Source organism: Nocardia arthritidis NBRC 100137, assembly GCF_001612765.1.
In the GTDB taxonomy this organism is placed as follows: domain Bacteria; phylum Actinomycetota; class Actinomycetes; order Mycobacteriales; family Mycobacteriaceae; genus Nocardia; species Nocardia arthritidis.
In genome coordinates this window covers 1-10,787 of record NZ_BDBB01000080.1, presented here as the reverse complement: position 1 = coordinate 10,787, position 10,787 = coordinate 1, and the positions used below count along the sequence as shown (strand labels likewise).

11 protein-coding genes are annotated in these 10,787 nt (G+C 69.9%); 7 read left to right on the top strand and 4 right to left on the bottom strand.

The window, feature by feature from the left end:
* From NA8_RS34505 to NA8_RS31920, 7 genes are all read left to right on the top strand, one after another.
* Window positions 1-230: hotdog family protein (locus NA8_RS34505; protein ID WP_501193542.1), on the top strand; the 230-nt coding region annotated here is incomplete at its 5' end.
* Window positions 227-1,120 (top strand): alpha/beta hydrolase family protein, encoded by an 894-nt coding sequence (locus NA8_RS31945; RefSeq protein WP_063054017.1) that lies wholly within the window; start codon window positions 227-229, stop codon window positions 1,118-1,120. The genes NA8_RS34505 and NA8_RS31945, both read left to right, overlap by 4 nt.
* A gap of 8 nt (window positions 1,121-1,128) precedes the next feature.
* Window positions 1,129-2,262 carry an ABC transporter ATP-binding protein gene (locus tag NA8_RS31940; RefSeq protein WP_063054016.1) on the top strand — a complete coding sequence of 378 codons (1,134 nt, stop codon included), beginning with the start codon at window positions 1,129-1,131 and terminating at the stop codon, window positions 2,260-2,262.
* Window positions 2,263-2,296: 34 nt separating this feature from the next.
* The gene (locus NA8_RS31935) at window positions 2,297-3,670 is read left to right on the top strand and encodes an ABC transporter substrate-binding protein (protein WP_245664086.1); all 1,374 of its coding nucleotides are present in this window, start codon (window positions 2,297-2,299) and stop codon (window positions 3,668-3,670) included.
* A complete protein-coding gene (locus tag NA8_RS31930; RefSeq protein WP_063054014.1) occupies window positions 3,667-4,524 on the top strand; it encodes a metallophosphoesterase in 858 nt (285 codons plus the stop codon). Before NA8_RS31935 ends, NA8_RS31930 begins: the two co-directional genes overlap by 4 nt.
* Window positions 4,525-4,528: 4 nt before the next feature.
* Window positions 4,529-5,479, top strand: coding sequence for a carbohydrate ABC transporter permease (locus tag NA8_RS31925; protein WP_063054013.1), 951 nt, complete (start codon window positions 4,529-4,531; stop codon window positions 5,477-5,479).
* On the top strand, window positions 5,469-6,281 hold the full coding sequence (locus NA8_RS31920; protein ID WP_063054012.1) for a carbohydrate ABC transporter permease: 813 nt from the start codon (window positions 5,469-5,471) through the stop codon (window positions 6,279-6,281). Before NA8_RS31925 ends, NA8_RS31920 begins: the two co-directional genes overlap by 11 nt.
* Before the next feature lie 211 nt (window positions 6,282-6,492).
* Here NA8_RS31920 and NA8_RS31915 read toward each other — a convergent pair whose 3' ends face one another.
* From NA8_RS31915 to NA8_RS34500, 4 genes are all read right to left on the bottom strand, one after another.
* Window positions 6,493-7,869 (bottom strand): acetyl-CoA carboxylase biotin carboxylase subunit, encoded by a 1,377-nt coding sequence (locus NA8_RS31915; RefSeq protein ID WP_063054011.1) that lies wholly within the window; start codon window positions 7,867-7,869, stop codon window positions 6,493-6,495.
* The gene (locus tag NA8_RS31910) at window positions 7,866-8,393 is read right to left on the bottom strand and encodes an acetyl-CoA carboxylase biotin carboxyl carrier protein (protein ID WP_063054010.1); all 528 of its coding nucleotides are present in this window, start codon (window positions 8,391-8,393) and stop codon (window positions 7,866-7,868) included. The genes NA8_RS31915 and NA8_RS31910 overlap by 4 nt, the downstream gene beginning before the upstream one ends.
* On the bottom strand, window positions 8,393-10,075 hold the full coding sequence (gene accD / locus NA8_RS31905) for an acetyl-CoA carboxylase, carboxyltransferase subunit beta (RefSeq protein WP_063054009.1): 1,683 nt from the start codon (window positions 10,073-10,075) through the stop codon (window positions 8,393-8,395). Before accD ends, NA8_RS31910 begins: the two co-directional genes overlap by 1 nt.
* Window positions 10,072-10,787, bottom strand: a 716-nt coding sequence (locus tag NA8_RS34500; protein ID WP_501193541.1) for a beta/alpha barrel domain-containing protein, incomplete at its 5' end; no start/stop codon positions are given. The genes NA8_RS34500 and accD, both read right to left, overlap by 4 nt.

The following is a 10,787-nucleotide window of genomic DNA, read 5'->3' as shown; positions in this document are numbered from 1 at the left end:
GGCTGGTGCTGCGCGGCGGCAGCGCGTCCTACCGCAAACCCGCCGTCGGCCGGATCCGCGCGATCGCGACCGTGGACCCGCGCGAACTCGCCGACGTGCTCGCCGCGACGGCCTCGCAGCGTTTCGAACTGTCCGGCAAGGCGAGTCTGCTCGACGACGCCGATGTCGTCGTCGCGAAGTTCACCTTCGACTACGTCTGCGACGTCACCATCGCGGAGGACGGCCGATGACCACCGCGGCGCCCCAGAACCGTTCGGAGTTCACCACGCTGGAGTCGACCACGGTCGAGACCGCCGACGGGGTGAGCTTCACCGTCCGCTTCCTGGCGTCGAAGAAGCCGGGCGCACCCGTGGTGCTGATCCTGCCCGCCATGGCGATGAAGGCGAAGAACTATCTGCCGCTGGCGAAAGAGCTGCATTCACAAGGCCTTTCGGTGGCTACGACCGACCTGCGGGCACACGGCGAGGCCAAGCCCGAGCTGGGGCTGCACCGCGACTTCGGCTACCGCGAGATGATCGAGACCGACCTGCCCGCCCTCGTCGCGGCGGTGCGCACCCGGTTTCCGGAGGCGCCGATCCATCTGTTCGGCCACAGCTTGGGCGGGCAGCTCGCGCTGCTGTTCACCGCGGCCGAGCCCGACCGGATCGCAGGGGTCACCGTCATCGGCACCGGCACCGTCTTCTGGTGGGCGTTCGGCGCGCGCCGCTGGTGGGAGGCGCTGAGCCAGATCCAGTGGATCGGGCTGGTCTCCCGGTGGAAGGGCCACTGGCCCGGCGGCGTGCTCATCCCGGCCCCGATGCCGGGCGGTGTCATGCGCGACTGGTCGATGCACTCGCTGACCAGCTACTACCGCCCCAAAGGCAGCAAGCGCCGGTACAACACCCTGCTGCGGAACCTGACCGCGCCGGTGCTGGCGATCTCGCTGTCCGACGACATGCTCGGCCCGAAATCCAATGTCGACTTCCTGGTCTCGCGCATCCCGAACGCGCGGGTGACCCACTGGCACATCGATGAGAACTCGCCGGTGGAGCATCGCGACCACTTCCTGTGGATCAAGGACGCGCCCGCGATCGCGGCCAGGGTGGCGACCTGGATCGTCGCCGGCGAGCTGCCGGGCTAGGGGCGACGGTGGCACGACTGCGAATCGAAGCGGTGTCGAAACGATTCGGCGCCGCCCACGCGGTGCGCGAGGTCAGCCTCGACATCGCCGACGGCGAGTTCATGGTGCTGCTGGGCCCCAGCGGCTGCGGCAAATCCACGCTGCTGCGCATGATCGCCGGCCTGGAGGACCCCTCGGACGGACGGATCCTGCTGGACGACAAGGACATCACCTACGACGCGCCGCAGCAACGCGATCTGGCGATGGTGTTCCAGAGCTACGCGCTCTACCCGCACCTGACCGTCGCCAAGAACATCGGTTTCCCGCTGCGCGCCCGGCGCACACCGCGGGCGAGGATCGCCGAGCGGGTATCGGAGGTCGCCGGGGTGCTCGGCCTGACCGAGCTGCTGCGCCGAAAGCCGTCCGCGCTGTCGGGCGGACAGCGGCAGCGCGTCGCCCTGGCGCGCGCCATGGTGCGCGATCCCGGCGCGTTCCTGATGGACGAACCGCTGTCGAACCTGGACGCGAAGCTGCGCAGCGCGACGCGCGCCGAGCTGATCGGACTGCACCGTCGACTGGGGGCGACGTTCCTGTACGTGACCCACGACCAGGTCGAGGCGATGACCATGGCCGACCGGATCGCGCTGCTCAACGAGGGCCGGGTGGAGCAGGTGGGCACGCCGACCGAGCTCTACGACCGTCCCCGGTCGGCTTTCGTCGCCGGATTCCTCGGCGCGCCGCCGATGAACCTGTTCCCCGCCGTCGTCACCGAACGCGGCGGTTCGCTGCGCGTCGTGGCCGACGGCATCGACACCGAGTTGGCCGACGGTGTCACGGATTTCGGCCACGACCTGGAGGTGGTCGCGGGTATCCGCCCGGAACAGCTGCGCCTGGATCCGACCGGCGCCGACATCCGCGGCCGGGTGACGATGGTGGAGAACCTCGGCAGCGAGGAACTGATCCACTTCACCACCGGCGATCGCATCCTGTGCGCCCGAGCGCCCCGCCCCGCGGGCGTCGCGGTGGACGACAGCATCGCGCTGCGCACCGACCCGGCGCACATCCATCTCTTCCATCCCACCTCCGGGCTGCGCCTGACCTGGCAGGAGACACGGCAGGACGCCCCCGTCGACAGCGCGGGCGAACCCGTCGCCGTCGCCTGAACCCGTACACCCCTACTCGATGAGGAGAAACACAGTGAAACGCACCGCGCCCATCTTGGGCCTGGTGTTCGCAACCACCGTCGCGCTCAGCGCATGCGGCGGACTCGGGAGCACCACCACCGGCTCGAACGCCGACAGCGCGCAGATCCCGGAGCTGAAGCCGGACCAGCAGGTGTCGATCGTGTTCGAGTCCTATAACTACGGACTCGCCGGCGCCTGGACCGACACCTTCAACTCCTTGCTCGCCGACTTCCGCACGAAGTTCCCGAACATCACGGTGACCGCGCAGAAGCCGCAGGGCAACAGCCCGAATCCGGCCACGGACACCATCTCCAGCATCCAGAACCAGATGGTCGCCGGTTCGCCGCCGGACGTCGCCCAGCTCGGCTTCAGCGACCTGGACTTCACCATCCACCAGCTCGGCGCCAAGCCGCTGGACACGTTGGTCGGCAAGCAGAACGTGCAGCACAACTTCGACGGGGCGAAGCACCCTTTCGCGCCTAAGGCGCGCACGCTCGCCGACTGGGACGGCCACACCTACGGGGTGCCGTTCGTGTTCTCCACGCCCGTGCTGTATTACAACGCCTCGCTGTTCGCCGAAGCGGGCCTGGATCCCGCGAAGCCTCCCGCCACCTGGCAGCAGGTCGCCGAGGCCGCGACGGCGATCACCGGGAAGACCGGCAAGGGCGGCGTCTACGTCGACTGCCTGACCAAGACCGCCAAGGACTGGTGCTTCCAGTCGATGGTGCGCTCCAACGGCGGCCGGGTGATCTCCGAGGACCGCACGAAGCTCACCTTCGCCGACGCGCCCGCGGTGGAGGTCGCCGCGATGAGCCAGCAGCTGGTCAACTCCGGCGGCATGCCGAAGCTCAACCAGAAGCAGGGCTACGAGGCCTTCGCCCGCGGTGAGATCGGCATGATCCTGGAGACCAGTGCGATCCAGGGCACCTTCGTCACCGGCGCCAAGGACAAGTGGGACCTGCGCTCGGCGCCGATGCCCAGCTTCGCGAGCAAGCCGACCGTGCCCACCAATTCCGGCGCCTCGCTGCACATCCTGTCCAACGACCCGGCCAAGCAGCGCGCCGCGTGGGAGCTGATCAAGTTCCTCACCAGCGAATCCGCCTACACCAAGATCTCGCAGGGCATCGGCTACCTCCCGCTGCGCACCGGCCTGATGGACGACCCGGAGGGATTGCAGGCCTGGTCCAAGCAGAACCCGCTGCTGGCGCCGAACGTCGCGCAGCTGGCGAACATGGAACCGTGGATCTCCATGCCCGGCACCAACTACCTGCAGATCCGCGACGGCATGATGGACGCGGTCGAGGCGATCGTGTTCCAGGGCAAGGAGCCGCAGTCCACCCTCACCGCCGCCCGCGACCAGGGCGCCAAACTTCTGCCCGCGTCATGAGCGAGGTGACGATCGTCCAGCTGACCGACACCCACATCCGGCCCGCCGGGGAACGGGTGCACGGGATGGTGGACACCTACGCCAATCTCACCCACGTGCTGCAGCAGCTGCGGGCGTCACGGCAGCGCATCGACGCGCTGGTGCTCTCGGGCGACCTGACCGATACCGGGTCGCCCGAGGCCTACCGGCGGCTGCGCGGCGCGGTCGAGCCGGTGGCCGAAGAACTCGGCGCGCGGACACTGTACGTCATGGGCAACCACGACGAGCGCGCCGCCTTCGCCACCGAACTGCTCGGGACCGACCCCGCCGCGGTGGATGCCGACACCACGCACGACCAGGTGATCGACGTGGCGGGCCTGCGGGTGATCGCGCTGGACAGCACGACGCCGCGGCGGCACGACGGACGGCTCGAGGAGCACCAGCTGGACTGGCTGGAGGAGCAACTGCGCGAACCGGCGCCGCGCGGCACGCTGCTGGTGCTGCACCATCCGCCGATCCCCTCGCCGGTCGCGGCCACCGAGTACCTGCGGCTGGAACAGCCCGAGCTGCTGGCCGAGGTGCTGGCCGATTCGGATGTGCGGCTGGTCGTCTGCGGGCACAACCACCTCACCGGCGCGGCGGCGCTGGCGGGCATCCCGGTGTGGATCGGGCCGGCGCTGGCCTACCGGATCGACCCGATCGCCCCCGCCGGGCGTCATCGGGGACTGATCGGCTTCGGCTACAGCCGCATCGATCTGCTGGGCACGACACTGGTCGCCACCGCGATCGAGGCGACGCCCGCCGAGACCCTCTACGACCGGCCCGAGCAGGACGTGCTCGAGCAACTCGCCGCGCTGGCGGCGGAGGCCGGGTAACTCGATGTTCGTCGTCGAATCGCCGCTCCCGATCGCGGAAACGACCGAAACGGTCACCCCGTCGCATCGCCCCGCCCGGTTCCGTCGGGCGGGGCGGTTCGCCGTGCCGTACCTGTACCTGGCGCCCGCCGTGGTGCTGCTCGTCGTGTGGATCTACCGGCCCCTGGTGCAAGCGGTGGAGCTGTCCACGTATTCGTGGAACCTGCTGCCGACATCGCCGATGAATCCGGTCGGGTCAGGCAATTACGAACGGCTGCTGGACCTCCCGGCGTTCTGGGACTCGGTGGGCCGCACCGGAGTGCTGATCGCGGGCATGCTGCCGTTCACCGTCGTGCTCCCGCTGCTCATCGCGCTGGCCAGTCGGCGGGTGTCCGGCCGGGCGCGGACGGTCTACCACGCGTTCGTCTTCGCGCCGTTCCTCGTCGCGCCCGTCGCGGCGGCGGCGGTGTGGCGCTGGCTGCTGCACCCCGGTAGCGGGTTCGTCGATCAGGTGCTCGGCTCGGACCGCAACTGGGTCTACGACGTGAGCACCGCGCACGGGGTGATCATCGTGATCACCGGATGGCAGCTGCTCGGCTTCGCCGTGCTGGTGATCTGGGCCGGGCTGGCGGGCATCAGCGGGGACTACGACGAGGCCGCCCGGGTGGACGGCGCGAGCGCCCGGCAGATCCGCCGGTGGATCACCCTGCCGCTGCTGTCACCCACCCTGTTGTTCCTGGTGCTGACCACGGTGCTGCTCAGTCCCACCCTGACCTTCCCGCTCATCGACTCGATGACACAGGGCGGTCCAGCGCAGGCGACCACCAATATCTACTACCTGTTGTGGGACTACGCCTTTCACAGCTTCGACGCCGGGCTCAGCGCCGCCGCGGGGGTCCTGCTGTTCGCCGGGTTCGGTGTGATCGCGGGCATTCTGGTGTGGATTTCGGAAAGGGTTGCCTTCCATGATGATTGACCGATTGCGCACGGCGGGCAGCCATCTGCTGCTGGCCGTGACCGCCGTGCTGTGCGCATTCCCGATCTACTGGCTGTTCGCCACCTCGCTGCGGCGGCCCGAGGACGTCACCTCACTGTCCCCGATCCCGTGGCCGATCTCGTTCGCCAACTACGCCGACGCGGCCGACAAGGTCGACGTGGTCGGCCTGATCGGCAACACGTTCTTCGTCGCGGTGCTCTCGGCGGCGGGTCAGCTGCTCATCGCGCTGCTGGCCTCCTACGCCTTCGCGATGTACACCTTCCCGTTCCAGAAGCTGCTGTACCTGGCGTTCGTCGGCACCTGGCTGGTGCCGTTCCAAGTGACGATGCTGCCCAACTACGTCCTGCTGAACAACCTGGGGCTGGTCAATTCCCTGATCGGCGTTGTGTTGCCGACGCTGTGCTCGGCGCTGGCGGTGCTGCTGCTGCGCCAGCACATGGCGAGCTTCCCGAAAGAGCTGGTGGCGGCGGCGAAGATCGACGGCCGCTCCTCGTGGTCGATCCTGTGGACGGTGGTCGTGCCGAATCTGCGTCCCGCCCTGGCGGCCTTGGGGATCCTGCTGTTCATCAACGCGTGGAACGAGTACTTCTGGCCTGCGGTGGTGCTGCGCCGGTCCAACAGCGTGCTGCAATTGGGTCTGCGCAGTTTCATGGGCACCGAGGGCGATCAGTGGGGGCCGATGATGGCGGTGGCGAGCCTGGCTTGTCTCCCGGTGCTGTTGATGTACCTGCTGTTGCAACGGCACATCGTCAACGCGTTCGTGCGGTCGGGGTTGAAGTAGGCCGCCGGTTCCAGGTTCAGACGGCCTCGAAGACTCGGTCAGCGCTGCCGCCCTCGACCGGATATCGGGAGCCGACGCCAGTGGGGCGCTCGATCCGGATCGAGCGCACGACCCGGAGACGACGATGGCCCGGTCCAGTTCGGACCGGGCCATCGTCGGTGGATGCGCCGCCCTCGGACGCGGGCCGTCACCGCGTCCGAGGGCGGCGGCTTCATGAGGCGACGCGCGACACCGTGGTGAGGGTCCCGATGAGGGCGGTGTCGTGGTCCGCGGCGCGGAAGCGGGGGTGGTCGAGGATGTCGTGCAGGAATTCGGTCGTGGTGGCGACGCCTCGGCCGCGGATCGTGGTCTCGGCCAACGCCCGTCGCATCCGCGCGATGGCCGCGGGACGGTCCGGCGCCCAGACGATGATCTTGGCGAGCAGCGAATCGTAATGCGGCGGAATGGCGTAGCCGGGACCGACATGGGTGTCGATCCGGACGAACGCCCCTCCGGGAAGCGCGCATTCGGTGAGCAGGCCGGGTGCGGGTGCGAACTCGCGTTGCGGGTCCTCGGCGTTGATCCGGCATTCGATGGACACACCGCGTGGGGTGGCGGCGTCCTCCGGCAGCGCCAGCGGCAGCCCGGAGGCGATGCGCAGCTGTTCGGCGACGAGGTCGATGCCGGTGACCATCTCGGTGACCGGGTGCTCTACCTGCAGGCGGCAGTTGACCTCCATGAAGTAGAAGCGCCCCTCGTGATCCAAGAGGAATTCGAAGGTCCCGGCCCCGACGTAGCCGACGGCTTCGGCACCGCGCACGGCGGCCGCGCCGATCCGGGCGACGAGTTCCTCCGACAGCCCCGGAGCGGGCGACTCCTCGACGAGCTTCTGGTGCCGCCGCTGCAACGAGCAGTCCCGCGCGCCGAGATGCCGCACCATGCCGTGCCGATCGGCCAGAATCTGGACCTCGATGTGCCGCGCCGAGTCGAGATAGCGCTCCACGTAGAGGCGGCCGTCGCCGAACACCGCGGTGGCATTGGCGCGGGTCTCCTGCCACGCCGCGGCGAAGTCGGCGGAGTCCCGCACGACCCGCATACCCCGGCCGCCGCCACCCGCCACCGCTTTGATGATCACCGGGTAGCCGATGTCGTCGGCGAGGGTATTCGCCTCCTCCACCGTGTCGAGCGGCTCGCGGCTGCCCGGCAGCAGCGGCAGCCCCGCCGCGGCCATCAGCGAACGCGCCGTCGACTTGTCACCGAGATCCGCCATGATCGCGGCGGGCGTGCCGACGAACACGAAGCCCTCCGCCTCGCAGACCTCGGCGAAATCCGGGTCCTCGGAGAGGAATCCGTATCCGGGGTGGATGGCGTCGGCGCCGGTGGCCCTGGCGGCCTCGATGATGGCGGGAATGTAGCAGTAGCTGCGCTTCGCGGGGCCCGGGCCGATCCGGAACGCCTGATCGGCCAGCCGGACGGCGGCGGAATCGGCGTCGGCCGCGGAATACACCGCGACGGTGGCGATCCCGAGTTCGGCGCAGGTGCGGATGACCCGCACGGCGATCTCGCCGCGGTTGGCGACGAGCACCTTGCGGATCGGCCGCACGGTCATCGCACCACCTCGAGCATCAGCAGCGGTGCGCCGTGCTCGACCGCCTCCCCGTTCTCCACGAGGAACTGCGCCACCCGTCCCTCGCGGCTCGCGGTCACCGGGATCATCAGCTTCATCGCCTCGACGATGCCCACCTGCTGACCGGCCCGCACCGGGTCGCCCTCGCTGACGAACGGCGCGGCGCCGGGCTCGGACGCCCGATAGAACACGCCGACGATTTCCGCTGTCAGGGTGAAAGTATCTGCATCCGAACGGGTTTCAATCGAAGCGGATGCCACGCCCGGGCCGGCCCCCGCGGGAACGGGAGCGGCGGTCGTCGGCGCGACGGCGGCCGGTCCGCTCGTCCCGTGGTGCCCGTCCCAGCTGATCCGCAGTACCAGCGGCCCATTGGCGACGGTCACCGAAGTCGGCGCGGTCTCCGCGCGCACGGACAGCGCGTGCCGGGACAGCACGGCCAGCGCCTGGTCGGCGTCGACCGCGTTCAAGGCGCGGCCGGCCGGTTCGGTGGTCACGGACTCGGTCATCACTTCTCCTGATCGTTCGTGGACAGTCCGAAGACGCGGAAACGGTGGTGGCGCCGGTCGAGCAGTTGCTCCACCCGCAGTTGCGCCAGGTCGGCGACGGCATGGCGCAGCGCACGGCGCAGGGCGGCGGCGGCCGCGGCGGGGTCGCGGTGTGCACCGCCGGGCGGCTCGGGCAGCACGCCGTCCGCGACGCCGAGCTCGAGTAGGGACGTCGAGTCCACCCGCAGTGCGGCGGCGGCACGGGGCGCGGCGGTGACGTCCTTCCACAGGATCGAGGCGCACCCCTCCGGGCTGATCACCGAATAGACCGCGTTCTCGCAGACGATCACGCGATCGGCCACCGCCAGCGCCAGCGCTCCCCCGCTGCCGCCCTCGCCGGTGACCACGGTGACCACCGGCACCGGCAGCCCGGCGAGCAGCTTCAGCGATTCGGCGATGGCGACCGCCTGCCCTTGCTCCTCGGCGGTCACGCCGGGGTAGGCGCCCGCGGTGTCGACCAGGGTGATCACCGGAATGCCCAGCTTGGCGGCCAGACGCAGCACGCGGGCCGACTTCCGGTAACCCGACGGGGTCGGCATACCGTAGTTTCGCTGCGCCAATTCGCCTGCGGTGTGGCCCTTTTGCGTTCCGATCACCACGACGGGCACGCCGTCGAGGCGGGCCAGCGCGGTGATCATGGCCGGGCAGTCGGCCGACAACCGGTCGCCGTGCAGTTCGACGAATTCGTCGAACGACGCGGCCAGATAGTCCAGTGTGGTCGGGCGGCCGAGTTCGCGCGCGGTCCGCACGCTCTGCCAGCCGTCGCGCGGCGCGAGCTCGCCCGCGTCGGTGCGGACCGGGTCCACCTCGCCGGCGAGTTCGACGCGGTGGGCGCGGTCGGCGGCCAGGGCGAGCAGGCGAGCCAGCCGGTCGCGCAATGCCGAGCGGTGGCAGATCATGTCGACCACACCATGTTCGAGCAGGAATTCGGCGGTCTGGAAGCCCGCGGGCAGCGTCTGCCCGATCGTCTGCTGGATCACCCGCGGCCCGGCGAAGCCGAGGCGCGCGCCCGGCTCGGCGATGATGATGTCGGTGGAGGTGGCGTAGGAGGCCGCCACGCCGCCGTAGGTGGGATCGGTGATCACGGAGATGGTCAGCACGCCCGCGTCGTCGAGTTCACGCAGCGCCTGGCTGGTCTTGGCCATCTGCATCAGGGCGAGGATGCCCTCCTGCATCCGGGCGCCACCGGACGCGGTGACCAGCACCAGCGGCACCCGCGCCGCGAGCGCGGTCTCGGCCGCACCGGTGACCGCTTCGCCGACAGCGCCGCCGAGACTGCCCCCGAGGAAGCGGAAGTCCATCACCGCCAGCACCACCGGCGCGCCGCCGATCGTGCCGCGCGCGCAGCGGATGGCGTCCGGCAGCCCGGTCCGGCGGCTCGCCTCCGCATGCCGCTCGGGATAGGGCCGGGAATCGGTGAAGCCGAGCGGGTCGGCTGCGGTGGCCGAAGGCTCGATGTGCTGTGCCGAGCCTGGGTCGAGCAGCGCCTCGATGCGCTGGTCGGCAGTCAGCATGCCGTGCCCGTCGCAGTCCGGACACACCCGGCCCGCACGTTCGTAGCGTTTGGCGTAGAGCATGGCGGCGCAGAACGGGCACACCATCCAGGAAGTCCGGGTGTCCGGACCGCTCTCCAGCGTGGTCATCGTTCCTCCCTCGGTCGGGGTACGAATCGGGCGCAGTCGGCGGGTAGCCGCACGCCTGCGGTGCGCAACTGGGCGACGCGGGTGAGATAGGCCGCGCCCAGCATGATCTGGTCGGCGATGTCGGCGACGTGCCGGTTGCGCAGCGCCGCCAGATAACTTCCGGCCGCCCAGTTGTTGAATCCGCCCATCGCGGGCCCGCACCAGATCTGGTAATCGGCGACGCGGCCGGCCTCGCCGCGAATGCTCCACCCCGACGACAACCCCAGATACCACCGGAACACCAGCGCCATCTTGCGTTTCGGGTCCGCGTCGGCGCCGGCCAGCTGGGCCGGATCGCGCTCGGTGAAGTATGTGACGCAGTCGGCCCACACCGCGTCGAGGGGCCGCTGGAACAGCGTGGCCTCGAGATCGCCGCGCAGGTCGGCCGGGATCGCGTCGATGCCGTCGTAGGCGCGGTAGGTGTCGTAGAGCCGCTGCGCGCGGGTGGCGAACATGGTGCCCCGGCGCAGTACCTGCACCTGGACGCCGAGCTCGAACATGTCCGAGGACGGCGCCATGGCGCAGTCGGCGAAATCCGCCTGGGTGAGCAGCTGTTTGGTGGTGTCGCACTGGGCCGCTTCCCGGGTGGCCTGATTCACCGACCCGGTCACCACGTACGCGGCGCCGAGCGCGAAGGCCGCGGCCGCGGCGGCGGGGGTGCCGATGCCGCCCG

What these genes read in the sequence shown, in the direction of transcription:
- NA8_RS31915 (WP_063054011.1), bottom strand. Translation starts at nt 7,869, where the DNA reads ATGACCGTGCGGCCGATCCGCAAGGTGCTCGTCGCCAACCGCGGCGAG.
- NA8_RS31930 (WP_063054014.1), top strand. Translation starts at nt 3,667, where the DNA reads ATGAGCGAGGTGACGATCGTCCAGCTGACCGACACCCACATCCGGCCC.
- NA8_RS31910 (WP_063054010.1), bottom strand. Translation starts at nt 8,393, where the DNA reads ATGACCGAGTCCGTGACCACCGAACCGGCCGGCCGCGCCTTGAACGCG.
- NA8_RS31920 (WP_063054012.1), top strand. Translation starts at nt 5,469, where the DNA reads ATGATGATTGACCGATTGCGCACGGCGGGCAGCCATCTGCTGCTGGCC.
- accD (WP_063054009.1), bottom strand. Translation starts at nt 10,075, where the DNA reads ATGACCACGCTGGAGAGCGGTCCGGACACCCGGACTTCCTGGATGGTG.
- NA8_RS31945 (WP_063054017.1), top strand. Translation starts at nt 227, where the DNA reads ATGACCACCGCGGCGCCCCAGAACCGTTCGGAGTTCACCACGCTGGAG.
- NA8_RS31925 (WP_063054013.1), top strand. Translation starts at nt 4,529, where the DNA reads ATGTTCGTCGTCGAATCGCCGCTCCCGATCGCGGAAACGACCGAAACG.